Raw genomic sequence first — 26004 nt, forward strand, 5'->3', positions numbered from 1 at the left:
TGCCGGGCCGATCAGCAGAGGTGGTGCACCTCCTGCAGGTGGTAGGTCGGGGTGTCGAGCCCGGCATGCCGGGCCTTGAGCTGCAGGGCCAGGTAGAGCGAGTAGTGCCGTGACTGGTGCAGGTTGCCGCCGTGGAACCACAGGTGCGGCTGCTGCGTGGGCTTCCACATGTTGCGCTGCTCGCCCTCCCACGGGCCGGGGTCCTTCGTGGTGTCGGAGCCCAGCCCCCACACCTTGCCGACCCGGTCGGCGACCTCCTGGCTGATCAGATCGGCGGCCCAGCCGTTCATCGAGCCGTAGCCGGTGGCGTAGACCACCAGGTCGGCCGGCAGCTCGGTGCCGTCCTCGAGCACCACGGTGTCCTCGGTGAGGTGGTCGACCTGGCCGTGCGCCAGCTTCACCTCGCCGTCGGCGACCAGCTCGGCCGAGCCCACGTCGATGTAGTAGCCCGAGCCGCGGCGCAGGTACTTCATGAACAGGCCCGAGCCGTCGTCGCCCCAGTCGTGCCGGAAGCCGGCCTTCTCGAGCCGCTCGTAGAAGTCGGCGTCGACCTCGGCCATCTTCTCGTAGGCCGGGATCTGGAACTCGTGCATGATCCGGTAGGGCAGCGAGGCGAAGACCAGGTCGGCCTTCTCCGTGGTCATCCCGGCCTCCAGGGCCCGCTCGGAGTAGAGGTCGCCCAGCCCGTGCTCCATCAGGCTGGCGCTCTTGACGATGTGGGTCGAGGAGCGTTGCACCATGGTGACGTCGGCACCGTGCTCCCACAGCGCGCCGCAGATGTCGAAGGCCGAGTTGTTGGAGCCGATCACCACGCACCGCTTGCCGGCGTACGCGTCGGGGCCGGGGTGCGCCGAGGAGTGGTGCTGCTCGCCGCGGAAGACGTCCTGGCCCGGGACCACGGGGACGTTGGGCTTGCCGGACATGCCGGTGGCCATCACCAGGTGCGTGGGCCGCAGCGTGACCGGGCTGCCGTCGCGCTCGATCTCGACGCTCCACCCGCCGGCCTGCTCGTCGTACGACGCGGAGGTGGCCGTGGTGGAGGACCAGTACGGCACCTCCATCACCCGGGTGTACATCTCCAGCCAGTCGCCGATCTTGTCCTTGGGGGCGAAGACCGGCCAGTTGTCGGGGAACTTCAGGTAGGGCAGGTGGTCGTACCAGACCGGGTCGTGCAGGCACAGCGACTTGTAGCGGTGGCGCCACTGGTCGCCGGGGCGCTCGTGCTTGTCGATCACCAGGGCCGGCACACCCAGCTGGCGCAGCCGCGCGCCCAGCGCGATGCCGCCCTGGCCGCCGCCGACGACGAGCACGTAGGGCTGCAGCGTCGTGCCCATCGCCTCGTCCTCGGCTCGGCGAGCCTCGAGCCAGGTGGTGCGGTCGGGGTCCGCTCCGTGCTCGGCTCCCATGGCGCGACGGGTGCCCCGCGGCTCCTCGTGGCCCTTGAGCTCGTGCAGGGCGGTCAGGAACGTCCAGGCACGGTCCTGGCCGTCCTCCTCACGCAGCCGGGCGAGACCGCGGCCCCGGCCCACGGCGGTCTCGAAGGTGAACCAGGCGGTCACCACGCCGTCTGCCTCCTCGGCGGGCTCGGCCAGCTCGAAGCGGCTCGGGTCGACGCCGGCCACCGTCGACTCCAGCAGGTCCTCGACGCCGGCAGGGTCCTCGACGGTGGTGATGTTCCAGGTGAACGCGACCAGGTCGCGCCAGAAGCTGGTGGCCGCGAACATGCCCGCGGCGCGGTGGGTGTCGCGCTGGGTCAGGGCGTCCTCGAACGCGGCGAACCAGGCTCGCGCGCGCCGGTCGGCCGGGGCGGGGCCCGGGCCGGGCGTGCCGGTGGGGTGCTCCAGGGTCTGCGTCATCGTCGTCCTTCCGTGCCGCCGCCGCTGTGGCGGACTGTGACCTCCACCACACTCCTCCCGGGTCCGGTGACGCCACCGTTGCAGCGTGTTGCACGGCCGCGACCGACTGCGCGCTGTGGTGCGCGTCACGTCCGCGACCTAGGCTGACGCCATGTCGGGCTTCGAGGCGATCGCCCCGGGGACGGACCTCGGGGTGCGGGCCCGCGAGCTGCTGCGCATCCACGACGCCGTGATCGGCGGGGGTCGCCCTCCGCAGCGGCCACGGCCACTGGTGGCCCGGTCCTGGCGGCGGGTCCTCGATGCCGGCCTCGACCCGGCCGGCCGGAACGCTCGCAGCCCGCTGCCGTTCGCCGAGGTCGAGCGGCGGCGCCGCAGCAGCCGGTTGGCCCTGGTCGTCGACGAGCTGCGTGCCGTGCTCGGGAGCATCGCCGACGCCTCGCACTTCCTGATCGTCGTCACCGACGCCGACGGCGTGATCCTGTGGCGCGAGGGTGCGGCCGGAGTGCGGCGGCGCGCCGACTCGCTGGGCTTCAGCGAAGGGGCGCTGTGGACCGAGGCCGCCGTCGGCACCAACGCGATCGGCACGGCGCTGGCCGAGGACGCACCGGTGCAGCTCTTCTCCGCAGAGCACTTCGAGCCCCAGCAGCACCCCTGGTACTGCACGGCCGCGCCCGTCCACGACCCGCGCACCGGCGCGCTGCTCGGCGTCGTCGACGTCAGCGGCCCGGCTCTGACCCTGCACCCCGCCATCGGCGCGCTCGTGGAGACCGCGGTGAAGCTGGGGGAGAGCCGCCTGTGGCGGCGTCACCACGACGACCTCGAGCGCCTGCGTCGCAGCAGCGCTCCGCTCCTGCAGGGCGAGCCCGGGCCGTTCCTGGTGGTCGACGAAGACGGCTGGGTGGCCCACCACGCCGGCATGGGCGGGCGCGACCGCATCGAGGCACCCCGCGCCGACCGCCCGGTGGCGGTGCCCGGGCTGGGCATCTGCCTGCCCGAGCGGCTCGGTGACGGCTGGCTGGTGCGCCCCGGCGGCGACGTACGCCGTCTGGAGGCGCGCCTGGTCCGTGGACGGCGCCCGCTGCTCGAGGTCGGTGGCGCGGGAGCCGGGTGGCGCACCGTCCTCACGCCGCGCCACGCCGACCTGCTGGTCGCGCTGGCGCGCGCCGGCGCCCAGGGGACCACTGCACCGGCGCTGAGCGGAGTCCTCTACGGCGACGCCGAGCACCAGGTCACGGTGCGCGCCGAGGTCTCGCGGCTGCGACGCGTGGTGGGTGCCCTGGTGCTCACCGGCCCCTACCGGCTGGCCCCCGGGGTGCGGCTGCTCGTCGAGCCGGGTGAGGACTGCGAGGGCGGGGGTGCTCGCTCGTAGGGTGGGACCCAGCATGAGTACGTCGTCTGGTTCCGACCCCGCCCTCGACCTCTTCGGGTTCGCCGCGCCCGCACCCGAGATCCGCACCCCCCGCCGCGGCCCGTCGCGCGAGCAGCTGCTGGAGGGGCTCAACGAGCCCCAGCGCGCCGCCGTGGTGCACGAGGGCGCCCCTCTGCTGGTCGTCGCCGGCGCCGGCTCGGGCAAGACCCGGGTGCTGACCCGGCGCATCGCCTGGCTGATCTCCGAGCGCGGCGCGCACCCCGGCTCGGTGCTGGCCATCACCTTCACCAACAAGGCCGCGGCCGAGATGAAGGAGCGCGTCGAGGACCTCGTGGGCCGCCGTGCCCGCATCATGTGGGTCTCGACCTTCCACTCCGCCTGCGTGCGCATCCTGCGCAAGGAGGCCGACAAGCTGGGCTGGAAGTCGAACTTCTCGATCTACGACGCCGCGGACCAGAAGCGGCTGATGTCGCTGGTGTGCAACGACCTCGACCTCGACCCCAAGCGCTACCAGCCGGGCGCGCTGCTGCACTGGGTCTCTGACCAGAAGAACGAGCTGCGCGACCCCGAGCAGGTCGCCGCCGAGACCCGCAACAAGCTCGAGGAGACCTACGCGTCGGTCTACGCGCTCTACCAGCGCCGCCTGCGCGAGGCCAACGCGCTCGACTTCGACGACCTGATCATGTCGACGGTGCGGCTCTTCCAGACCTTCCCCGACGTGCGCGAGACCTACCGGCGCCGCTTCCGCCACGTGCTGGTCGACGAGTACCAGGACACCAACCACGCGCAGTACGCGCTGATCCACCAGCTGTGCGCCGAGCAGCTCGAGGAGCCGCTGGCCGGTGGCGGTGCTCCCGAGCGGGTCGAGCCCGCCGAGCTGATGGTCGTCGGCGACGCCGACCAGTCGATCTACGCCTTCCGCGGTGCCAACATCCGCAACATCCTCGACTTCGAGCAGGACTTCCCCGACGCGAGCTCGGTGCTGCTCGAGCAGAACTACCGCTCCACCCAGACGATCCTCACCGCCGCCAACGCCGTGATCGGCAACAACCGCGGGCGCAAGCCCAAGCGGCTGTGGTCCGATGCCGGCGAGGGCGAGCGGATCGTGGGCTACGTCGCCGACGACGAGCACGACGAGGCGCGCTTCATCTCCGAGCGCATCGACAAGCTCACCGACGCCGGTGTGCGCGCGGGCGACGTGGCGGTCTTCTACCGCACCAACGCCCAGTCGCGGGTGCTGGAGGAGGTGTTCATGCGCACCGGCCAGCCCTACAAGGTCGTGGGCGGGGTGCGCTTCTACGAGCGCCGCGAGGTGCGTGACGCCCTGGCCTACCTGCGGATGCTGGCCAACCCGGCCGACCAGGTCTCGCTGCGCCGCATCCTCAACACCCCCAAGCGCGGCATTGGCGACCGTGCCGTGGCCTGCGTCAACGCCCTGGCCGAGGGGGAGGGCCTGACGTTCTGGGAGGCGCTGCGTCGCGCCGAGCACGCGCCGGGGCTGGCGACCCGTTCGCTGACCCAGATCCGCGGCTTCGTCGACATGGTCGAGGAGCTGCAGTCGATGGTCGACGCGGGGGAGCGCCCCGATGTGGTGCTGGAGTCGGTGCTGGCCCGCTCGGGCTACCTGACCGCGCTGGAGGACTCCGACGACCCGCAGGACGCCACCCGGCTCGAGAACCTCGCCGAGCTCGTCGCCGTGGCCCGCGAGTTCGCCGAGGACCCCCAGCCCGGGCCGTCGGTCGACCCGGCCGACATCGAGGAGGGGGTCGTGGCCGTGGGTCTCGGCGACTTCCTCGAACGGGTCGCGCTGGTCGCCGACGCCGACCAGATCCCCGACGACGACCCCGACAGCACCGGCGTGGTCACCCTGATGACCCTGCACACCGCCAAGGGCCTGGAGTTCCCCGTCGTCTTCCTGACCGGCCTCGAGGACGGCGTCTTCCCGCACTCGCGCGCCCTGGGCGACCAGAGCGAGCTCGAGGAGGAGCGCCGGCTCGCGTACGTCGGCATCACCCGCGCCCGCGAGCGGCTGCACCTGTCGCGGGCCCTGGTCCGCTCGGCGTGGGGCGCGCCCTCGCACAACCCGCCCTCGCGCTTCATCGACGAGCTGCCGGTCGACCTGATCGACTGGGAGCGCACCGAGGCCGCGCAGACCCGCTGGTCGCGCCCCGACGTCAGCGGCTCGTGGGGCGGGGGACAGCGCGGCAGCACCGGCGCACCCACCGCCGCCGGCCGCCGCAACTTCTCCTCCGCCGCAGCCCGCGCCGACGCCGCCTCCAAGGCCAAGAAGCCCGCCAAGGAGATCCCCAGCCTCGAGCCCGGCGACCGGGTGCTGCACGACTCCTTCGGCATGGGCAGCGTCGTGTCCGTCGAGGGTGCCGGCGACAAGTCCGTCGCCTCCATCGACTTCGGCTCCGAGGGCGTCAAGCGCCTCCTGCTGCGCTACGCCCCCGTCGAGAAGCTCTGACCCCTCGTTGGTCGAGCAGTGACGAGCGCCAGCGAGGAGCGTCGCCGAGACCCCGTGAGTGACCCGCTCGCCGAGTCGGCTGGTTCGAACCGGCCGGCTCGCGGTGTCGTACGCCGTTGGCGCGGAGTGGTCATTCTCGACACGTGAGGGGGCCCGGAGGATGTCCTCCGTGACCACTCGCCGTACGCCATGGACTCACTGGGTCTCGGCGTCGCTCGAGCCTTCGGCCCTCGCTGCTCGACCAACGGCTGTGTGCGCCGAGTCGGCTGGTTCGAACCGGCCGACTCGCGGTTTCCTACGCCGTTGGTGCGGAGCGGTCTTTTTCGACAGGTGAGGGGGCCCGGGGGATGTCGTCCGTGACCACTCGCCGTACGCCGTGCGGTTGCGGGGTCTCGGCGTCGCTCGAGCCTTCGGCCCTCGCTGCTCGACCAACGGCTGTGTGCGCCGAGTCGGCTGGTTCGAACCGGCCGGCTCGCGGTGTCGTACGCCGTTGGTGCGGAGCGGTCTTTTTCGACAGGTGAGGGGGCCCGGGGGATGTCGTCCGTGACCACTCGCCGTACGCCGTGCGGTTGCGGGGTCTCGGCGTCGCTCGAGCCTTCGGCCCTCGCTGCTCGACCAACGGCTGTGTGCGCCGAGTCGGCTGGTTCGAACCGGCCGGCTCGCGGTGTCGTACGCCGTTGGCGCGGAGTGGTCATTCTCGACACGTGAGGGGGCCCGGAGGATGTCGTCCGTGACCACTCGCCGTACGCCATGGACTCACTGGGTCTCGGCGTCGCTCGAGCCTTCGGCCCTCGCTGCTCGACCAACGGCTGTGTGCGCCGAGTCGGCTGGTTCGAACCGGCCGACTCGCGGTGTCGTACGCCGTTGGGCGCGGAGTGGTCGTTCCCGACAGGTGAGGGGGCCCGTGGGATGTCGTCCGTGACCATTCGCCGTACGCCAGGGACTCACTGGGTCTCGGCGTCGCTCGAGCCTTCGGCCCTCGCTGCTCGACCAACGGCGTGGCCCTCGCTGCTCGACCTACGGCGTGGCTCTCGCTGCTCGACCTGCGGGAGCGTGGGTCAGGGGGTGATGCCGCGGGCGACGAGCGCCGCGTAGGGGTCCACCGGGTCACCGCCACCAGGGCGGACCTCGAGGTGCAGGTGGGGCCCGGTGACGTTGCCGGTCGAGCCCACGGTGCCGATCGTCTCGCCGGCAGTCACGGTCTCACCGGCCGAGACGGAGATGGAGGTCTGGTGGGCGTACCAGAGCTCGGTGCCGTCCTCGAGGGTCAGCACGGTCTTGTTGCCGTACGCGCCGTCGTAGCCGGCGGAGGTCACCGTGGCGTTGGCGATGGCGACCAGGGGGGTGCCGGCGGGGGCGGCAAGGTCAAGGCCGGTGTGGTACGTCGCCCAGAGGCCGGTCTCCCCGAACCGTGCGGTCAGGCGGTAGCCCGCGACCGGCAGCTGCCACAGGTTCTTCTCGAGCACCTTGGCGTGCTTCTCGGCGGCGGCGGCGAGGTTGGAGAGCTCGGCGTTGCGCTGCTCGGCCTGCTGCTCGACCTTGGCGGCCAGCTTGCCGCCGGCGGCGTCCTCGAGGGCGTCGCGCGAGGAGTCGCGGGTCACGACCGAGTCGCGGCCCAGGATGACGCTCTCCTGGCCCAGCGAGCCGCTCAGCGCGCCCGCCTGGGCGACCTTGGCCGGGGCCGCGGCGGCCAGCTCGGTGTCGCCGCCGCCGGTGGTGCTCAGCACCCCGCCGACGGAGACGGCCAGCGCGGCCACACCGAGCAGCACGGGAGCCGAGGGCAGGCGGCGCAGCGTGGAGGGGCGGGCGGTGCGCACGGCGCGGCGCTTGCCGGCCGGCGCGGGGGAGGGGATGTCGGAGGCACGCAGCGCCGCGAGCGGCAGCGACATCGTCTGCTCGGTCTCGAAGGACGTGGTGTGGTCGACCGGCTCGAGGTCGGCGAGGACCCGCTCGATCGTGCCGGTGTCGATGGTGCTCGTGTCGGTCGTGGCCGTGTCGACGACCGGCGAGGCGGCGCGGCGGCGGCCGACGTACGGCGTCGCGGGGGTCGTCTCGACCGGCGCGACCGGCTCGGTGAGGACGGCGCGGCGGCGTCCGACGTAGGGCTCGGCGCTCAGCAGGGTCCCGGCCTGGCCGCGACCGGAGTCGTGGCTCTCTGCTCGGTGGTGACCCATGCGTGCAAGCTCCGCATCTGTCGGAATGAGGGGATCTGCGACCCGAAAGGGTGATCGGGCGCAACGGTCGTGAACTGTAACGGATCGGTGACGGCGGGCGAAACCGGATCCGTCGTCCTGGGGACAACCAGGCGGGCCCTGCAGGGTCACGGCCCCGGCCCGGCGCGGCAAAGCGGTCTGGACCGGTGTGGTGCATGACGTCCGTCACGTCGACGGGGCCGGACCTCGTGCCGGGCGGGGCAAGAGGTCTAGTGTGCCGCGGAGACGACCAGGGTGCAGGTGTCCGACTGCACCGGTGAGTGCAATCGATGACTAGCCATGACTAGAGAACTGGTGGATCAGTGGACCTGATGGAGTTCCAGGCGAAGAAGCTCTTCGCCAAGCACGACGTCCCGGTGACCGAGGGCATCGTCGCCCAGACCCCCGAGGAGGCGAGGGCGGCAGCCGAGAAGCTCGGTGTCGTCGTCGTCAAGGCACAGGTCAAGGCCGGCGGTCGAGGCAAGGCGGGCGGCGTCAAGCTCGCCAAGACGCCCGACGAGGCCTTCGAGCACGCGTCGAACATCCTGGGGATGACGATCAAGGACCTGACGGTCCACCGGGTGCTGATCGCGCCGGCCGCGAGCATCGAGGAGGAGTACTACTTCTCCTTCCTGCTCGACCGCGCGAACCGCAGCTACCTGTGCATCGCCTCCGTCGAGGGCGGTGTGGAGATCGAGGAGGTCGCCAAGACCAACCCCGACGCCGTCAAGCAGATCGCCATCGACCCGGGCACCGGCGTCGACGAGGCGAAGGCGCGCGAGATCGTCGCCGAGGCCGGCTTCCCCGAGGCGCTGACCGACCAGGCCGTGCAGACCGTGCTCGGGCTGTGGAAGACCTTCGTCGAGGAGGACGCCACCCTCGTCGAGGTCAACCCGCTGGCCCGCCTGGCCGGTGACAAGCTCGAGGCCCTCGACGGCAAGGTCTCCCTCGACGAGAACGCCGAGTTCCGTCACGAGGACCACGCCGAGTTCGAGGACAAGGAGGCCGCCGACCCGCTCGAGGCCAAGGCCAAGGCCATGGGCCTCAACTACGTCAAGCTCGACGGCGAGGTCGGCATCATCGGCAACGGCGCGGGCCTGGTCATGTCGACCCTCGACGTGGTCGCCTACGCCGGCGAGAAGCACGGCGGCGTCAAGCCCGCCAACTTCCTCGACATCGGCGGCGGCGCGTCCGCGACCGTGATGGCCAACGGCCTCGACGTGATCCTCAACGACCCGCAGGTCAAGAGCGTCTTCGTCAACGTCTTCGGCGGCATCACCTCCTGCGACGCCGTCGCCGACGGCATCGTGGGCGCGCTCGACATCCTGGGCGACGAGGCCACCAAGCCCCTCGTCGTGCGCCTCGACGGCAACAACGTCGAGGAGGGCCGCCGCATCCTCGGGGAGAAGAACCACCCGCTGGTGACGCTGGTCGAGACGATGGACGGCGCGGCCGACAAGGCCGCCGAGCTGGCGAACGCCTGAGAAGGACGAGGAACCTAGAACTATGTCGATCTACCTCAACAAGGACTCGAAGGTCATCGTCCAGGGCATCACCGGCGGTGAGGGCACCAAGCACACCCGCCTGATGATGAAGTCCGGCACGCAGGTCGTGGGCGGCGTCAACGCCCGCAAGGCCGGCACCACGGTGACCCACCAGGACGCCGACGGCAACGACGTCGAGCTGCCCGTCTTCGCCAGCGTCGCCGAGGCGATGGCCGAGACCGGCGCCGACGTCTCCGTGGCGTTCGTGCCCCCCGCCTTCACCAAGGACGCCTGCATCGAGGCCATCGACGCCGGCATCGGCCTGCTCGTGGTCATCACCGAGGGCGTCCCCGTGCAGGACTCCGCCGAGGTCTTCGCCTACCTCGACGGCAAGAAGACCCGGATGATCGGGCCGAACTGCCCCGGCATCATCACGCCGGGCGAGGCGCTGGCCGGCATCACCCCGGCCACCATCGCCGGCAAGGGCCCCGTGGGCCTGGTCTCCAAGTCGGGCACGCTGACCTACCAGATGATGTTCGAGCTGCGTGACTTCGGCTTCTCGACCGCCATCGGCATCGGCGGAGACCCGGTCATCGGCACCACCCACATCGACGCCCTCGAGGCGTTCGAGGCGGACCCCGAGACCAAGGCGATCGTGATGATCGGCGAGATCGGTGGCGACGCCGAGGAGCGGGCCGCGGCCTACATCAAGGAGCACGTCACCAAGCCGGTCGTCGGCTACGTGGCGGGCTTCACCGCCCCCGAGGGCAAGACCATGGGCCACGCCGGCGCCATCGTCTCCTCCGGTGCGGGCACCGCGCAGGGCAAGAAGGACGCCCTCGAGGCGGCCGGCGTGAAGGTCGGCAAGACGCCGTCCGAGACCGCCGACCTGATGCGCGAGATCCTCAAGGGGCTCTGAGCCCCAGCACCACCCAGCACCACCCAGCACCACCCAGCACGACCGACAGGGGAGGATCTCCGGCACCAGGTGCCGGAGATCCTCCCCTGTCGCCGTCTGCGGGCGGTGGCGGCGCTCAGCCGAAGGCCGCCCGCACGGCCTCGAGCACCGGGGTCGTCTCGTCGGTGAGGTCGTCGACGCCGGCCTCGACGGTGGCGCTCGACCACTCCGCGCCCCAGCTGGTGGCCAGCACCGCGTTGCCCACGCGCGTGAGCTGGAAGAGGGTGCCGCCGAGGCCCCCGTCGCTCATGGTCATCGCGAACGTCACCGAGTCGGCCGGCGCGTCCGCGGGAGCCAGCTCCGACCAGGTCACCCGGTCGCCGCGGGTGCCGCCGACCGAGGAGCAGGCGCCGACGGCGTCGCGCACCCCCGCGAGCACCTGCTCGGCGGCGGCCACCGAGGCGTACGTCGCCAGCTCGCGCACCCGCAGCGTCTCCGGGCCCGCCAGGGCGTAGGCGAGCCGGTCGACCGGGTCGGCGGGCCACGTGTCGCGCAGCGTCGAGCACATCGCCGACAGGTCGACCCCGTCGCCGTCGGGTGCGGGCCCGATGGCCTCGCCGTCGCCGTCGACCACGAGGCCGGCGTCGAGCGCGAAGCCCGTGGGGATCTCGGCGCCGACGGAGGCCGGCTCGACGGGCCGCGGCTTCGCCGGCGGCTCGTCGCAGGGGTCGGCGGCGAAGACGCACATCGACGACACGGCGTACGCCGAGTCCTCGCGCACCTGCTCGACGGTCAGGTCGACGACCTCCGGGTCGCCGGCGCCGCCGAAGCTGGCCGTGTCGTAGAGCACGGCGTTGCCGACGCGCACCAGCTGGTGCACGTGGGCGTCACCGGTCTGCTCGCCGTCGGAGTACCAGCTGTTGACGAAGACGTAGGACTGCTCGCCCAGGTCGGAGGCCTGCTCGACGGCCCAGATCGAGATGCCCCGCGGGGTCGGCTGCGCGCAGGCGGCCAGCTGGTCGCGCACCTCGTCGATCGCGGCCGTCGCGTCGGCGTCGTCGGCGTAGACCGCGACCGCACGCTGCTCGGAGGCCTCCTCGGCGTCGGTCCAGATGGCGTCCTCCGTGTCGAGCGCGCCCGCCGCGGTGAAGCCGTCGCCCCCGCAGGGCCCGGGCGCCTGCTGCTCGTAGTCGGGGGAGCGCTCGGCGCCCTCGGGCATCTCGTCGACCAGCGGGAACGCAGGGGGCACGCTGGGGCGCCACTCGACCCCCTCGGTGGAGGCCGACCGGGTGGCCGGGCCGGGCCCGGCGGGGTCGAGCGGCCGCGTCGAGTCGGCGCCACCGGCCACCAGGGCCAGCGGGGTGGCCACGAGCACGCCGACCGCGGCGACGCTGCCGAGCGCCACGAGGGCGGTGCGCCGGCGGCGCAGCCGGTCGCCGCGGCGGCGTACCTCGGAGGCGGGCAACGGATCCACGGGCATCCCCTGGTGGGTGAAGGTGGCGAAGAGGTCGTCGTGCTCAGGCATGGCTGGCTCCCTCCTGGAGTCCGTCGTCGTCGGTGAGGAGGGCCGCCAGCGCGGCGCGCCCGCGGGAGAGCCGGGCCTTCACGGTGCCCTCGGGCACCCCCAGCTCGCGCGCCACCTCGTGGACGGGCAGGTCGGCGATGTGGTGCAGCACCAGCGTGTGGCGCTGGGCCTCGGGCAGCCGCTCGAGGGCCCGCACCAGCGCCACGTGCGCCTCGCTGGGCGGGGCGGTCGTGGTGCGGGCGCCGACCGCGCGGTCCGTGGCCCGCTTCGCCAGCCGCGTACGCCGCCACCGGCTCACCGCGAGCCGGTGCGCGGTGGTGCGCACCCAGGCCTCGGGATGCTCGGTGCGCTCGAGCTTGCGCCGGTGCGACCAGGCGCGCACGAACGCCTCCTGCACGCACTCCTCGGCCTCGTCCCGGTTGCCGATCATGGCGTAGAGCTGGGCCACGACGCGCGGGTACGAGGCGGCGTAGAAGTCGTCGAACTCGCGTTCGTCCATCGACTCGACCTCATTCTCCTCATGGTGCTGACACCCAGGAGTACGCCTCGGGGTCCCTCACGGTTGCACCCGGAGCCGAGAAAGTCGCGCGGATTCGCCGGCGGCGCCTCAGGGCGCGGCGCGCAGCCGCTCGAGGGCCCGCCCGGCGAGCGCGGCGAAGGCGCCGTCGGCCATCTGCACCCGCGGGGTGGGCACGAACGCCACCTGCATCAGGCGCCCGCCGACCCGGCCCACGGCCATGTCGTAGCGCACCACGGTGTCGTCGGAGACCTCGATGCTGACGCGCCACGCGTGCAGCTCGGTGTCGCCGGTGCTGCGCGAGAGGGTCGAGACCACCTCGGAGCCGAGCTCGCGGTCCTCGCAGCTGGCCATCCGGCGGCGCACCGTGTCGACGAAGCCGCCGGCCTGGCGCGGCGGGAGGGCCCCGACGGTCTCGCTGAGGCCGAACTCGACGGGCAGCTTGGCGCCCGGCACCAGGTAGGTGCGGGTCGAGGCGTCGCGGACCGGCTGCCCGCCGACCTTGCCGGTGAAGACCGTCTGGTCGCAGCGCGTGGCGGCGGGGTTGCCGCCGCGGGGCCGGGTGGCGCGGGTGGCCACCCAGGGCCGGTCGACGGTGGTGACCGGCGGCAGGTCGGTCTCGACCAGCAGCCGGGGGGAGGCCCCCACGGGTTCGGCGTCGCGCGGCGCCAGGCGGGTCGGGCCGGTGGTGCAGGCGCCGCCCGGGGCCAGGTCGCACAGCGCGTCGACGGCCCGGCCCAGCAGCGCGGCGTTGCCGGGCGGGTTCTCGACGTTGCTGCCCAGCACCGAGGTGAGCGTGGTCGTCACGTAGCGCCCCGACCGGGCGACGCCGAGCACGTAGGTGCGCACCGGGTCGGCCCAGTCGCGCAGCACCATCTGCACCGCCTCGTCGCCCACGCCCTCGACGGTGCTGGTGCGCAGCAGCTGGGTGCGGCCCTGGGTGCAGCCGGAGTACCAGCCCTCGACGGTGCGGAACCCGTCCTTGGCGGCCTTGCGGCTGCGGGAGACCTCGGTGGCCTGCCAGGCCAGCCGCTTGGGCTGCGCCTTCGGGCCGCTGCCCGGGGGCGTGGCCACGCTGAACTCGCGCACGAGCGCGTCGACGACCTGCGGGTCGGCGTACCGGCTGGCGCGGCACGGCATCAGCAGGCCGTCGCCGGCGGTGTTGTCGGAGGTCTCCAGGGTGCTCCAGCCCTGGCCGGGCACCTGCGCGGCGACCGCGCCCGCCGGCACCATCGCCGACTCCGGCAGCGGCTCGGCCTCCGGCGCCGGGGCCAGCGCGCCCTCGCTGGGGGCCGTGGAGGTGGGCGGGGCGCTGGGCACCGCGAGCGCGGCCCGGTCGAGGGTCGGTCGCAGCCCGGCGGGCTCGGTCAGCAGCGCGCCGGCGACCCCGACGGCCGCGACGGCGGCGACCGCGCCGACGAGGGTGTGCGTACGACGACGGGTCGTGCCCGCGCGCCGCACGATGCTCGCGCGTGGCCAGCGCACCTCGTCGGTGACGCTCGCGAGACGGCGCAGCAGCAGCGCGGTCTGGGTGCTGGGCGCGGCCCGGTGCAGGGAGAACTGGGCGGTGGCGTGCTGCAGCGCGCGGGCCGCGGCCTCGTCGGTCATCCCGACCTCGCGAGCCAGGTCGGGCATGCTGGTGCTGGCCAGGTGTGCCAGCACCAGCACCCGGCGCTGGGTGGTGCTCAGCTGGCCCAGGGCCTCGAGGGTCGCGTGCAGCTCGGGGTCGAGGCCCTTCTCCCGGTGCCAGACCCGGGCGGTGTGGCGCCGGTGCGCGTGCTGCCACACGTGCGGGCGCACCCACGCCTCGGCCGACCCGGTGCGGGCCACCTTGCGCCAGTGGTGCCAGGCGAGCACGAAGCCGTCGCGCACCGAGGAGCGGGCGGCGGGGAGGTCGCCGGTCAGCGCGTAGGCCTGCAGCAGCAGCCGGGCGCGGGCGTCCTTGTAGAACGCGTCGAACTCCTCGGGATCCTTCATGGCGGGTCGACGATACGGGGTCGCCACAGGGCGCAGCGAGTCGGCGTGGCAGCGCCGGGGGGCGTGCGGACCGCGCGAGGATGGGGTGGTCATGACTTCGCTGCTGCCCGGCTCGTCCGCCTCCCGCACCGCCCCCGGCGGGGCCGCCCGCTCGGGCGCACCGCACCGCTGGCCGCTGGCCCTGCTCTCCTTCCTGGGCGGTCTCGCGGCGGCGCTCGGGCCGCTGCTGGTGTGCCTCGCGCTGGGGGTCACCGGCTGGTTCCTCACCGACGCCGGCGCCCACGGCGTCCCCAGCGACGGCATGCGGGTCGGCGCCCTGTCGTGGTTGATGGCGCACGGCTCGGGGGTGCAGGTCGACGGCGTCGCCGTCACCGCCGTGCCGCTCGGCATCACGCTGGTCGCCGGCTGGGCGCTGTGGCGTGCCGCGCGCCGGGTGGGCGAGGCCGTCTCGCAGCACGGCCCCGACGCCGACGCGATCAGCGACGGCGAGCGCGACTGGACCGTCCCGCTCGCCGGCGCCTTCCTGGCCCTGGGCTACGTCGTGGTGGTGGTCCTGACCGTGGCGGTGGCCGGCACCGCGCAGAGCGCCCCCTCCACCACGGGGGCGGTCGCCTGGTCGGTCGGTCTGTGCCTGCTCGTGGGGCTCCCCGCGCTGGCGGTGGGCTCGGGGCGGGCCGCCATCTGGTCGTCGTACCTGCCGCCGGCGCTGGTCGCCGCCGCCGGGATCGCCCGCCGGCTGCTGGTGGCCTGGCTGGTCCTCTCGACGCTGGCGCTGCTGGGAGCCCTGCTCGTCGACGTCGGCACCGCCGCCAACGTGATGTCGCAGCTGCACACGGGTGCCGGTGACGTCGTGGTGGTGACCGCGGTCAGCCTGGTGCTGGCCCCCAACGCGGTCGCCTTCGCCGGCTCCTACCTGCTCGGGCCCGGCTTCACCGTCGGCGCCGGCACGCTGGTGGCGCCCTCGGCGGTGGTGCTCGGCCCGCTGCCGATGTTCCCGCTGCTCGCGGCGCTGCCCGACAACGGCACCCCGCCGGTGTGGACCACCGCCCTGGTGGCGCTGCCGCCCGTGGTGGCCGCGGTGGTGGCGGCCCGCGCGATGCGCCGCACCCCCACGCTGCGCCTCGACGAGGGCGCCCTGCGCGGCTGCGTCGGCGGCGCCCTGGCCGGGGTCGGCTTCACGGTGCTCGCGGCGCTCGCCGGGGGAGCGGTGGGCCCGGGGCGGATGCGCGACGTCTCGCCCCTGGCCGGCGAGGTGATGGTGCACTCGATCGTCTCGTTCGGGCTCGGCGGCCTCGTCGGCGGCGTGGCCGTGACCCTGTGGCAGCGCCGCGCGCTGCGGGACGCCGACGCCGGGTAGGCGCGAGCCCCGTCCTGGTCGGCACTAGAGTCGGCGCCGTGCCAGCGCGTCTCGTCGTCCTCGTCTCCGGCTCCGGCACCAACCTGCAGGCCCTGCTCGACGCCTGCACCGACCCGGCGTACGGCGCCGAGGTGGTCGCGGTCGGCGCCGACCGCGACGGCATCGAGGGCCTGGCCCGGGCCGAGCGCGCCGGGGTGCCGACCTTCGTCGAGCGCGTCGGCGACCACGACGACCGCGCCACCTGGGACGCCGCGCTCAGCGAGGCGGTGGCCGCCCACGAGCCCGACCTGGTGGTGCTCGCGGGGTTCATGAAGCTCGTCGGCCCGGCCTTCCTGGGCCGCTTCGGCGGGCGCACCGTCAACACCCACCCCGCCCTCTCGCCGTCGTTCCCCGGCATGAGCGGGCCCGCCGACGCGCTGGCGTACGGCGTCAAGGTCACCGGCTGCACCCTCTTCGTCGTCGACGAGGGCGTCGACACCGGCCAGATCGTGGCCCAGGTGGCCGTGCCCGTCGAGGACGACGACGACGTCGCGTCGCTGCACGAGCGCATCAAGACCGCCGAGAGGGCGATGCTGGTCGACGCGGTCGGGGTGATGGCGCGCGACGGCTTCAGCGTCGAGGGCCGCCGGGTGCGGCTGGGCCCCCTCCCGGGGAGTTGAGCCGGGGGCGCCGCGGGCCGCTAGGCTGCGGGCACACGACTGGCGCAGGTGGGTGACCACCGGGGAGTGACATGTCGGGGCATCGTCCGCCTGGGTGCCCTCCTTCCGCCGTTTCCACAGCCCGCAGGAGTGCTCGTGAGCGAGAACCGTGTCCCGATCAGGCGTGCCCTGGTCTCCGTCTACGACAAGTCCGGCCTCGAGGAGCTCGTCCGCGGGCTGCACGACGCCGGCGTCACCCTGGTCTCCACCGGTGGCTCCGCCAAGCTGATCGAGGGCCTGGGCCTGCCGGTCACCAAGGTCGAGGACCTCACCGGCTTCCCCGAGTGCCTCGACGGCCGGGTCAAGACCCTGCACCCGCGGGTGCACGCCGGCATCCTGGCCGACCGCCGCCTCGAGAGCCACGTGCAGCAGCTGGCCGAGCTCGAGGTCGAGCCCTTCGACCTGGTCGTCTCGAACCTCTACCCCTTCACCCAGACCGTCGAGTCGGGCGCCTCGCCCGACGAGTGCGTCGAGCAGATCGACATCGGCGGCCCCTCGATGGTGCGCGCGGCCGCCAAGAACCACCCCTCGGTCGCCATCGTGACCAGCCCCGAGCGGTACGCCGACGTGCTGGGCGCCGTCGCCGCCGGCGGCTTCACGCTCGAGGAGCGCAAGCGCCTGGCCGCCGAGGCGTTCGTGCACACCGCGTCGTACGACGTGGCGGTCGCGTCGTGGATGGGCAACGTGCTGACCGACACCAGCGACGGCGCCGGCTTGCCGGCGTGGATGGGCGGGACCTGGGAGCGCCAGGCCGTGCTGCGCTACGGCGAGAACCCGCACCAGTCGGCCGCGATCTACCGCACCGGCCACGGGCCAGCGGGGCTGGCCGGCGCCGAGCAGCTGCACGGCAAGGAGATGTCCTACAACAACTACGTCGACACCGACGCGGCCCGCCGCGCGGCGTACGACTTCGACGAGCCGGCCGTGGCCGTCATCAAGCACGCCAACCCCTGCGGCATCGCGGTCGGCGGCGACGTCGCCGAGGCGCACCGCCGCGCCCACGCCTGCGACCCCGTCTCGGCCTTCGGCGGCGTGATCGCCGCCAACCGCCCGGTCTCGGTCGCGATGGCCGAGCAGGTGGCCGAGGTCTTCACCGAGGTCATCGTCGCGCCGGCCTACGAGGACGGCGCCGTCGAGGTGCTGGCCCGCAAGAAGAACATCCGCATCCTCGTCTGCGAGCCGCTCGAGCGCGGCGGCGTCGAGACCCGCCCGGTCTCCGGCGGCCTGCTCGTGCAGCAGCGCGACGCCGTCGACGCCGCCACCGAGACCGGCGGCGACGACGCCTCGTCGTGGACCCTGGTCACCGGCGAGGCCGCGGGCGACGACGTGCTCGCCGACCTCGCCTTCGCGTGGAAGGCCTGCCGGGCCGCGAAGTCCAACGCGATCCTGCTCGCCAAGGACGGCGCCGCCGTCGGCATCGGGATGGGCCAGGTCAACCGGGTCGACTCCTGCCGGCTCGCGGTCACCCGCGCCGACGACCGGGCCGCCGGCTCGGTGGCGGCCTCCGACGCCTTCTTCCCCTTCGAGGACGGCCCGCAGATCCTCATCGACGCCGGCGTCACCGCCATCGTCCAGCCCGGCGGCTCGGTGCGCGACGAGCTGACCGTCGAGGCCTGCAGGGCCGCCGGCGTGACCATGTACTTCACCGGCACGAGGCACTTTTTCCACTAGGCACGGAGCTTGCTCCGGGCCGTAGGTGGAAAGGTCGAGCGAGCGCCGCGGCCGAGGTACGAGGCCGCGACGCGCGTGTCGAGACCCGGTGACATGCCCGCCGACCGCCACCACGTCCGACGTACGGGAAGTGGCGCCGGCCCGGCGCCAGGACAGCCCCAGATGACAGGATGAGCACGATGACCGCACAGAAGCTGGACGGAAGCGCGACGCTGCGCGCGATCAAGGCCGAGCTCGCCGAGCGGGTGGCGGCGCTCAAGGAACGCGGCGTGGTGCCCGGGCTGGGCACGGTGCTGGTCGGCGACGACCCCGGGTCGCACTGGTACGTCGGGGCCAAGCACAAGGACTGCGCCGAGATCGGCATCGAGTCCATCCGCGTCGACCTCCCGGCGAGCGCCACGCAGGCCGAGGTCGAGGCCGAGATCGACCGGCTCAACGCCGACCCCGGCTGCACCGGGTTCCTGGTGCAGCAGCCGACCGGTCTCGACGAGTACGCCCTGCTCTCGCGCGTCGACCCCGACAAGGACGTCGACGGCCTGCACCCGGTCAGCCTGGGCCGCCTCGCGCTCAACGTCGAGGGCTCGCTGCCCTGCACCCCGGTGGGCTGCATCGAGCTCGTGCGCCGCCACGGCATCGAGATCGCCGGTGCCGAGGTCGTCGTGGTCGGTCGTGGGCTGACCGTGGGTCGCCCGCTGGGGCTGCTGCTGACCCGTCGCTCCGAGAACGCCACGGTCACGCTGTGCCACACCGGCACCCGAGACCTGGCCAAGCACGTGCGCGAGGCCGACATCGTCGTGGCCGCCGCGGGCGTGCCCGGCATCATCACCGCCGACATGGTCAAGCCGGGCGCGGCGGTGCTCGACGTGGGCGTCTCGCGCGTCGACGGCAAGATCGCGGGCGACGTGGCCGCCGACGTGTGGGACGTCGCGGGCTGGGTCTCGCCGAACCCCGGTGGGGTGGGGCCGATGACCCGCGCGATGCTGCTGTCCAACATCGTGGGCATGGCCGAGAAGGCCACGGCCTGAGCGTGGTCCTGGTGAACGATCCGGCGGCCGGCGCCGAACCCCCGGAGCCGCCGGTCGACCCCGACGAGGAGCACGTGCCCTCGGTCGACGAGATCGCCGACGAGATCGCCGAGGAGGAGGGGCGCCGCTACCCCTCGACCCTCGGCGGCCTGCTCTACCTGGGGGTGCTCGCCGCCGGCGCGGTCGGCATCGCCCTGGCCGTCCTCGGCGACTGGCGGGTCGGGGTCAGCGTGCTGGCCGGCGCGATGGTCGCGGCCGCGACCATGCGCCTGGTCCTGCCCGCCCGCGACGCCGGCATGCTCGCCGTACGCCACCGCCTGGTCGACGTCCTGCTCCTCGGCGGGGTCGGCGGCATCCTGCTCTTCCTCGCCCGCACCATCCCCAACCAGCCCGGCCTCTGACCGCCGAGCGGTCACTTTCGCACCACCGACCAGTCACATTCGCACCGTCCACCGGTCAGCTCTGCACCCGGGTGAAGCGCCGGGACCCCTCGCCGCGCGCGTGCCGGCGAGTGGTCGGCCCGACACGCTCGGCCACGGCGGCGCGGAGCTGACGGATCCACTGGTCGAGGCCGGGACCGCTCAGCTGGTCCTTGCGTACGACGACCACGATCCACCCCGCCCGTGCCAGTGCCTCGCGGCGCAGCCGGTCGCGCTCACGGTCCTCGGGACTCGAGTGGTGCCCCTCCCCGTCGTACTCGACGGCGATGCGCAGGCGGGGATAGGCCAGGTCGAGACGGAACTGGCCCTCGGGCAGCTGGACGACGACCTGCGGCGTCGGGCTCGGCAGCTGGTGGTCCATCATCAGCCGGCGGACCCACGACTCGCCCGGTGACTCGAGCAGGCCGCAGGCGTCGGGCCCCAGCTCGCGCAGCTGGGTCACGCCCCGGCGCCCGGCGAAGCGCGCTGTGATGCCGCGCAGCTCCTCAGGGGTGACCCCGTGGGCCCGGGCGAACTGGTCGAGCACGGCGGCGGCACCCAGGCGCCCGCGCAAGCAGGCCAGGTCGGCTGCCGTGCGCAGCGGCGTGGTCACCGCGACGCCGACCAGCTCCATGACGTCGTCAGCGGTCAGCGTGCGCAACGCCCCGTGTGTGCCCGAGAGCCGGGTGCGGGTCCCGCTGCGGGCCACCACCTCGAGGTCCGGCGGCACGTCGAGCGCGCTGGGCTCCCAGTGGTCGACGCCGTGCAACCAGGCCGCGCTGCGGTCGCACACCACCATGGTGGGTGGCAGCACCAGCCCGGCCGCGGCGGTCCGGAGGTCGATGCTGTCGGGCACGCCGGCGTCGACGTACACGCCCCGCAGCACGCGTCGTACCCGGCCGTCGTCGACGGCGCGCTGCAGGCGGCGCCGGGTCCAGCCGAGCCCTTCGGCGCGCGCGAGGGTGGTGGGCTCGAGGAGGGTGGGAGGGCAGACGTCCATGGCGGCAGGCTGCCCCTTCGGCCGCGTCCGCGAACGACGTCGCCCCCGGCCTGTGGACAACAGACCGGGGGCGACGGACGAGCGGGTGCAGAACTGACTGGTCAGTGGTGCGGGAGCGACCGCTCGGTGGTGCGAAAGTGACTGCTCGTGCGTCAGATGAGGCCGAGCTCGGTGACCGCGTCGCGCTCCTCGGCGAGCTCGGCGGTCGAGGCGTCGATCTTGGCGCGGGAGAAGTCGTTGACCTCGAGGCCCTCGACGATGCTCCAGTCGCCACCGGAGGTGGTGACGGGGAAGGAGGAGATGAGGCCCTCGGGGACGCCGTACTCGCCGTTGGAGCGCACCGCCATCGAGACCCAGTCGCCCTCGGCGGAGCCGTAGAGCCAGTCGCGGGCCGCGTCGATGGTGGCCGAGGCGGCGGAGGCGGCCGAGGACGAGCCACGGGCCTCGATGATCGCCGCGCCACGCTTGGCGACGGTGGGGATGAAGGTGTTCTCGAGCCAGTCCTGGTCACCGACGGTCTCGGCGGCGTTCTTGCCGGCCACCTGGGCGTTGAACAGGTCGGGGTACTGGGTCGCGGAGTGGTTGCCCCAGATCGTCATCTTGGTGATGTCGGTGACGGGCGCGCCGGTCTTGGCGGCCAGCTGCGAGATCGCGCGGTTGTGGTCGAGACGCGTCAGCGCCGAGAACCGCTCCTGCGGGATGTCGGGGGCGTTGGTCATCGCGATCAGCGCGTTGGTGTTGGCCGGGTTGCCGGTCACGCCGACGCGCACGTCGGAGGCGGCCACCTTGTTGAGGGCCTTGCCCTGGGCGGTGAAGATCGCACCGTTGGCCGAGAGCAGGTCGCCGCGCTCCATGCCGGGCCCGCGCGGGCGGGCGCCGACGAGCAGGGCCAAGTTGACGCCGTCGAAGATCCTCTCGGCGTCGTCGCCGATCTCGACGCCGGCCAGCCCGGGGAAGGCGCAGTCGTCGAGCTCCATGACGACGCCCTCGAGGGCCTTGAGGGCGGGGGTGATCTCGAGCAGGCGCAGCTCGATGGGCTGACCACCGGTCAGCGCGCCGCTCGCGAGGCGGAACAGCAGGCTGTAGCCGATCTGACCGGCGGCGCCGGTGACGGCCACCTTCAACGGGGTAGTGCTCACGCGGATCTCCTAGCAATGGTCTGGGTGCGTCCGACGCTAGCAGCGCAACCGGGGTGGGCGCCCCGCGGGACACCTCCGGGTGAGGCCGCGCGTGCTTGTCTGGACGACATGAGCCAGACCAGCACCAGCACCCCGACCGTCGTCGTCACCGGCGCCAACGGACTCGTCGGCGCCGCGACCTGCGCCGCCCTGGTCGAGCGCGGCGCCCACGTGCGAGCCGTCGTACGACGCGCGGGCACGGCCCCGGGGCTGCCCGGCGTCGAGGAGCACGTCGGCGACTTCCACGACCCCGACGTGGCCACCAGCGTGGTCGCGGGGGCCGACGCGGTCGTCAGCACGGTGCACCCGATGGGCAGTGACCGCGAGACCCAGCACCGCATCGGCGTCGAGGGCACCCCGCTGCTGGCGCGCGCGGCCGCGGACGCCGGGGTCGACCGGTTCGTGCACGTCTCGACCGCCGCGGTCTACGACCGCTCGCCGGAGACCGGCGACGTCGACGAGTCGGCGGCGCTGGTCGGCGAGGACGGCGGCGACTACCCGGTCACCAAGCGCGACGCCGACGCCGCGCTGGGACGGGTCGAGGGCCTGACGCGGGTGCTGGTGCGCCCGCCGGCGATCCTGGGGCCGGGGGAGAGCTCGGTGTGGAACACGCTGCGGCCCGCCGCGATGCGCGACGACCCGGACAAGCGGCGGGCCAACCCCGACCAGTCCTTCGCCTGGGTGCACCTCGACGACCTCGCGGCGCTGCTCGCCGACGTGGCGACCGGTCGCATCGCGGCCTCCGACGACCCCGGGCAGGGCCCCGTCGCCGGTGGCTGCACCCCGGTGAACGTGGCGGGGGAGCCGGCCCGGCTGCGCGACTACCACGAGACCGTCACCGCGGCGCTGGGCGTGGCACCGCAGTGGCACGACGAGCCGGTCTGGGCCGGAGGGGTCCGCGCCGAGCGGGCGCGCGCCTGGGGCTGGACCCCGCGCGTCGACCTCGCCTCCGCGCTCGACGAGCTGCGCCGCGGGCTGCAGCAGTAGCGGGTCAGGGGCGGATCTGGGTGCGCCCGTCGTCGTCGCCGGCGCGACGCGCGGGCGGCGCCTGGTCGAGCGGGCGCCACTGGTGGGCCACCGGGTCCCACTGCCAGCCGTCCTGGATGATCGGCGCCTGCTGGCCCGCCTGACCGGCCTGGCCCGCCTCCGGCGCCGGCTCGACCGCCCGCGGCGCGCGCCGCGGCACGCCCGACCCGGCGACCGGCTCGGCGCCGTGCCCGAAGACCATCGGGTAGGCCAGCCCGGCCACCGCCGCCCCGAGCAGCGGGGCCAGCACGAAGAGCCACAGCTGGAGCACCGCGTCGGTCCCCGAGAGCAGGCCCGGGCCGATCGAGCGGGCCGGGTTGAGCGAGGCGCCGGTGGCCGGCAGCGCGACGAAGTAGCCGGCCGCCAGGCTCAGCCCGATCACCACCGGCGCGAGCGCGCGGTGCTCCTGGCGTGCGTCGGTGGCGGCCAGCACCACCCCGACCACGACCGCGGTCAGCAGCATCTCGAGCGTGAAGGCCGCCCAGGCGGCGTACCCGCTGCCCTGGTCGCCGAACGAGTTCTGGGCCAGCCCGCTGCCGGCCTCGAAGCCCGCGAACCCCTGCGCCAGCCCCAGCAGCACCGCGGCGCCGGCGACGGCGCCGGCCAGCTGCGCACCGACGTACGCCGGCACCTCGCGCCAGGCGAGCCGCCCGCTCAGCGCCGTCGCCAGGGTGGTGGCCGGGTTGAAGTGGCCGCCGGAGACGCGCCCGAAGGCGTGGACCATCACCACCATCGCCAGCCCGAAGGCCAGGGCGATGGTGGTGGTCGTGCTGATCGCGCCCACCTCGCGGGCGTAGACGATCGAGCCGCAGCCGAGGAGCACCAGGACGAACGTCCCGATGGCCTCGGCCGCGGCCTTCTGTGCGGTGGTGGGGGTGGCGCCGAGCTCGCTCATGGGCAGGAGACTAGTGCCGCGGAGGTCGCCCCGAGGGGCGTTGCCGGGTGAGCCCCCGGCTGCGAGGGTGGGGACGGATCGCGCGGCGCGCGGTCAGGTATCTTGACGTCAAGAAATCACTTGCACTCGATCGCCGAGGAGTCGCCCCGCACCATGGCCACCATCATCTACACCCACACGGACGAGGCGCCGCTGCTGGCGACCTACTCCTTCCTGCCGATCATCCAGGCGTACGCCGCGAAGGCGGGCGTCGAGGTCGAGACCCGCGACATCTCGCTGGCCGGCCGCATCCTCGCGCAGTTCCCCGAGCGCCTCACCGAGGAGCAGCGCATCGGCGACCACCTCGCCGAGCTCGGCGAGCTGGCCACCAAGCCCGAGGCCAACATCATCAAGCTGCCCAACATCTCCGCCTCCACCCCGCAGCTCAAGGCCGCGATCAAGGAGCTGCAGGAGAAGGGCTACGACCTGCCGGCCTACCCCGAGAACCCGCAGAGCGACGAGGAGAAGGACGCCCGGGCCAAGTACGACAAGGTCAAGGGCTCCGCGGTCAACCCGGTCCTGCGCGAGGGCAACTCCGACCGCCGCGCGCCCGCCGCGGTCAAGGGCTACGCCAAGAAGTACCCCCACCGCATGGGCGAGTGGAAGAGCGACTCCAAGACCGCCGTGGCCACCATGGACGGCGGTGACTTCCGCTCCAACGAGCAGTCGGTGGTCATCGAGTCGCCCGACACCCTCTCGATCGTGCACGTCGGCGCCGACGGCACCGAGACCGTGCTCAAGGACGCCCTGCCCGTCGAGGCCGGCGAGGTCGTCGACTCCACCTTCATGAGCGTCGCCGCGCTGCGCCGCTTCCTGACCGAGCAGATCGCCCGCGCCAAGGCCGACGACGTGCTCTTCTCGGTGCACCTCAAGGCCACGATGATGAAGGTCTCCGACCCGATCGTCTTCGGCCACGCCGTGCAGGCGTTCTTCCCCACCCTCTTCGAGCAGTACGGCGAGCAGCTGGCCGCCGCGGGCATCTCGCCCAACGACGGCCTCGGCGCCCTGATGTCCTCGCTCGACCAGCTGGCCGACGGCGAGGCGATCAAGGCCTCCGTCGAGCAGGGCCTGGCCGAGGGCCCGCGGATGGCCATGGTCGACGACCGCAAGGGCATCACCAACCTGCACGTGCCCTCCGACGTCATCATCGACGCCTCGATGCCGGCGATGATCCGCATCGGCGGCCACATGTGGGGTCCCGACGGCCAGGAGGACGACTGCCTGGCGGTCATCCCCGACTCCTCCTACGCCGGGGTCTACGCCGCGGTGATCGAGGACTGCAAGGCCAACGGCGCCTACGACCCCTCGACCATGGGCTCGGTGCCCAACGTGGGCCTGATGGCCCGCAAGGCCGAGGAGTACGGCTCGCACGACAAGACCTTCGAGATCCCGGCCGCGGGCACCGTCGAGGTGCGCAGCGGCGCCGGCGAGGTCCTCACCTCCCACGTGGTCGAGCCGGGCGACATCTGGCGTGCCTGCCAGACCAAGGACGAGCCGATCCGTGACTGGGTCAAGCTGGCCGTGACCCGGGCCCGCGCCAGCGGCTCGCCGGCCGTGTTCTGGCTCGACGAGACCCGCGCCCACGACGCGAACCTCATCGAGAAGGTCCGCACCTACCTCCAGGACCACGACACCGACGGGCTGACCATCGAGGTGATGGCCCCGGCCGAGGCGACGACGTACTCCGTCGAGCGCATCCGCCGCGGCGAGGACACCATCTCGGTGACCGGCAACGTGCTGCGCGACTACAACACCGACCTGTTCCCGATCCTCGAGGTCGGCACGTCGGCGAAGATGCTCTCGATCGTCCCGCTGATGAACGGTGGCGGCCTCTTCGAGACCGGTGCCGGTGGCTCGGCGCCCAAGCACGTGCAGCAGCTCATCGAGGAGAACTACCTGCGCTGGGACAGCCTGGGCGAGTTCTTCGCGCTGGCCGCCTCCTTCGAGCACCTCGCCGGGTACGCCGACAACCGCGGCGCGCAGGTCCTGGCCGACACCCTCGACGCCGCGACCGCGACGTTCCTGGAGGAGGACAAGTCCCCGACCCGCAAGATCGGTGGCATCGACAACCGCGGCTCGCACTTCTACCTGGCGCTCTACTGGGCCCAGGAGCTGGCGAAGCAGGACGTCGACGCCGACCTGGCGGCCGCGTTCAAGCCGCTGGCCGAGAAGCTGGCCGCCGCGGAGGAGACCATCGTCTCCGAGCTCAACGGCGTGCAGGGCAGCCCGGCCGACGTCGGCGGCTACTACCAGCCCGTCGACGAGAAGGCCGACAAGGTGATGCGTCCCTCGAGCACGCTCAACGAGGCGCTCGCCTCGCTCTGAGCCGACCCAGCACCACCCGCACGAGCCCCGGACCGTCCACGGTCCGGGGCTCGTCGTGGAATAGCGGTAAACCATAGCGGTGTTGG

The 26004-nt window shown here is 73.3% G+C and carries 19 protein-coding genes and 1 riboswitch; of the genes, 11 read left to right on the top strand and 8 right to left on the bottom strand.

Annotated features, from left to right (window positions below; translation table 11 throughout):
- Nucleotides 1-11 precede the first annotated feature (11 nt).
- Complete coding sequence (locus JOE61_RS15330) at nucleotides 12-1856, bottom strand: flavin-containing monooxygenase (RefSeq protein WP_193667026.1); 1845 nt, start codon at nucleotides 1854-1856, stop codon at nucleotides 12-14.
- Nucleotides 1857-2007: 151 nt separating this feature from the next.
- Between JOE61_RS15330 and JOE61_RS15335 the strand changes: the two genes are divergently transcribed.
- On the top strand, nucleotides 2008-3225 hold the full coding sequence (locus JOE61_RS15335; RefSeq protein ID WP_193667027.1) for a GAF domain-containing protein: 1218 nt from the start codon (nucleotides 2008-2010) through the stop codon (nucleotides 3223-3225).
- A gap of 13 nt (nucleotides 3226-3238) precedes the next feature.
- Nucleotides 3239-5692, top strand: coding sequence for a DNA helicase PcrA (pcrA, locus tag JOE61_RS15340; RefSeq protein WP_193667028.1), 2454 nt, complete (start codon nucleotides 3239-3241; stop codon nucleotides 5690-5692).
- Nucleotides 5693-6750: 1058 nt separating this feature from the next.
- On the opposite strand, the gene JOE61_RS15345 is transcribed toward pcrA, so the two are convergent.
- Entirely contained in the window at nucleotides 6751-7866 is a 1116-nt protein-coding gene (locus tag JOE61_RS15345; RefSeq protein ID WP_204797256.1) for a M23 family metallopeptidase, read from the bottom strand.
- Nucleotides 7867-8207: 341 nt separating this feature from the next.
- On the opposite strand from JOE61_RS15345, the gene sucC reads away from it, so the two are divergent.
- Both sucC and sucD read left to right on the top strand, forming a co-directional pair.
- On the top strand, nucleotides 8208-9368 hold the full coding sequence (gene sucC / locus JOE61_RS15350) for an ADP-forming succinate--CoA ligase subunit beta (RefSeq protein ID WP_193667029.1): 1161 nt from the start codon (nucleotides 8208-8210) through the stop codon (nucleotides 9366-9368).
- Between the two features lie 22 nt (nucleotides 9369-9390).
- On the top strand, nucleotides 9391-10287 hold the full coding sequence (gene sucD, locus JOE61_RS15355; RefSeq protein WP_193667030.1) for a succinate--CoA ligase subunit alpha: 897 nt from the start codon (nucleotides 9391-9393) through the stop codon (nucleotides 10285-10287).
- Nucleotides 10288-10402: 115 nt separating this feature from the next.
- Here sucD and JOE61_RS15360 read toward each other — a convergent pair whose 3' ends face one another.
- The 3 genes from JOE61_RS15360 to JOE61_RS15370 all read right to left on the bottom strand — a co-directional run bounded on the left by JOE61_RS15360 (nucleotide 10403) and on the right by JOE61_RS15370 (nucleotide 14285).
- Nucleotides 10403-11791 (bottom strand): hypothetical protein, encoded by a 1389-nt coding sequence (locus tag JOE61_RS15360; RefSeq protein ID WP_193667031.1) that lies wholly within the window; start codon nucleotides 11789-11791, stop codon nucleotides 10403-10405.
- Nucleotides 11784-12290, bottom strand: coding sequence for an RNA polymerase sigma factor (locus JOE61_RS15365; protein WP_193667032.1), 507 nt, complete (start codon nucleotides 12288-12290; stop codon nucleotides 11784-11786). The genes JOE61_RS15360 and JOE61_RS15365 overlap by 8 nt, the downstream gene beginning before the upstream one ends.
- Before the next feature lie 108 nt (nucleotides 12291-12398).
- On the bottom strand, nucleotides 12399-14285 hold the full coding sequence (locus tag JOE61_RS15370; RefSeq protein ID WP_193667033.1) for a SigE family RNA polymerase sigma factor: 1887 nt from the start codon (nucleotides 14283-14285) through the stop codon (nucleotides 12399-12401).
- Between the two features lie 91 nt (nucleotides 14286-14376).
- Between JOE61_RS15370 and JOE61_RS15375 the strand changes: the two genes are divergently transcribed.
- From JOE61_RS15375 to JOE61_RS22585, 5 genes are all read left to right on the top strand, one after another.
- The gene (locus JOE61_RS15375) at nucleotides 14377-15642 is read left to right on the top strand and encodes a cell division protein PerM (RefSeq protein WP_193667034.1); all 1266 of its coding nucleotides are present in this window, start codon (nucleotides 14377-14379) and stop codon (nucleotides 15640-15642) included.
- Between the two features lie 38 nt (nucleotides 15643-15680).
- Nucleotides 15681-16301, top strand: coding sequence for a phosphoribosylglycinamide formyltransferase (gene purN, locus JOE61_RS15380; RefSeq protein ID WP_193667035.1), 621 nt, complete (start codon nucleotides 15681-15683; stop codon nucleotides 16299-16301).
- A gap of 28 nt (nucleotides 16302-16329) precedes the next feature.
- Nucleotides 16330-16404, top strand: a riboswitch (ZMP/ZTP riboswitch).
- A gap of 32 nt (nucleotides 16405-16436) precedes the next feature.
- On the top strand, nucleotides 16437-18011 hold the full coding sequence (gene purH / locus JOE61_RS15385) for a bifunctional phosphoribosylaminoimidazolecarboxamide formyltransferase/IMP cyclohydrolase (protein ID WP_204797257.1): 1575 nt from the start codon (nucleotides 16437-16439) through the stop codon (nucleotides 18009-18011).
- Between the two features lie 179 nt (nucleotides 18012-18190).
- Nucleotides 18191-19036, top strand: a complete 846-nt coding sequence (locus JOE61_RS15390) for a bifunctional methylenetetrahydrofolate dehydrogenase/methenyltetrahydrofolate cyclohydrolase (protein WP_193667037.1) — start codon at nucleotides 18191-18193, stop codon at nucleotides 19034-19036.
- Nucleotides 19037-19047: 11 nt separating this feature from the next.
- Nucleotides 19048-19437, top strand: coding sequence for a DUF3017 domain-containing protein (locus JOE61_RS22585; RefSeq protein ID WP_307823046.1), 390 nt, complete (start codon nucleotides 19048-19050; stop codon nucleotides 19435-19437).
- Between the two features lie 55 nt (nucleotides 19438-19492).
- Here the strand turns inward: JOE61_RS22585 and JOE61_RS15400 are convergent, their stop codons facing one another.
- A complete protein-coding gene (locus tag JOE61_RS15400) occupies nucleotides 19493-20455 on the bottom strand; it encodes a type IV toxin-antitoxin system AbiEi family antitoxin (RefSeq protein WP_193667038.1) in 963 nt (320 codons plus the stop codon).
- A gap of 152 nt (nucleotides 20456-20607) precedes the next feature.
- On the bottom strand, nucleotides 20608-21594 hold the full coding sequence (locus tag JOE61_RS15405; protein WP_193667039.1) for a malate dehydrogenase: 987 nt from the start codon (nucleotides 21592-21594) through the stop codon (nucleotides 20608-20610).
- 108 nt (nucleotides 21595-21702) lie between these two features.
- Here JOE61_RS15405 and JOE61_RS15410 point away from each other — a divergent pair, with 108 nt between their 5' ends.
- Complete coding sequence (locus JOE61_RS15410; RefSeq protein WP_193667040.1) at nucleotides 21703-22620, top strand: NAD-dependent epimerase/dehydratase family protein; 918 nt, start codon at nucleotides 21703-21705, stop codon at nucleotides 22618-22620.
- 4 nt (nucleotides 22621-22624) lie between these two features.
- Here the strand turns inward: JOE61_RS15410 and JOE61_RS15415 are convergent, their stop codons facing one another.
- Nucleotides 22625-23554 (bottom strand): aquaporin, encoded by a 930-nt coding sequence (locus JOE61_RS15415; RefSeq protein ID WP_193667041.1) that lies wholly within the window; start codon nucleotides 23552-23554, stop codon nucleotides 22625-22627.
- A gap of 153 nt (nucleotides 23555-23707) precedes the next feature.
- On the opposite strand from JOE61_RS15415, the gene JOE61_RS15420 reads away from it, so the two are divergent.
- Entirely contained in the window at nucleotides 23708-25918 is a 2211-nt protein-coding gene (locus tag JOE61_RS15420) for an NADP-dependent isocitrate dehydrogenase (protein WP_193667282.1), read from the top strand.
- The last annotated feature ends 86 nt before the right edge of the window (nucleotides 25919-26004 follow it).

Source organism: Nocardioides salarius, from assembly GCF_016907435.1.
Lineage (GTDB): Bacteria > Actinomycetota > Actinomycetes > Propionibacteriales > Nocardioidaceae > Nocardioides > Nocardioides salarius.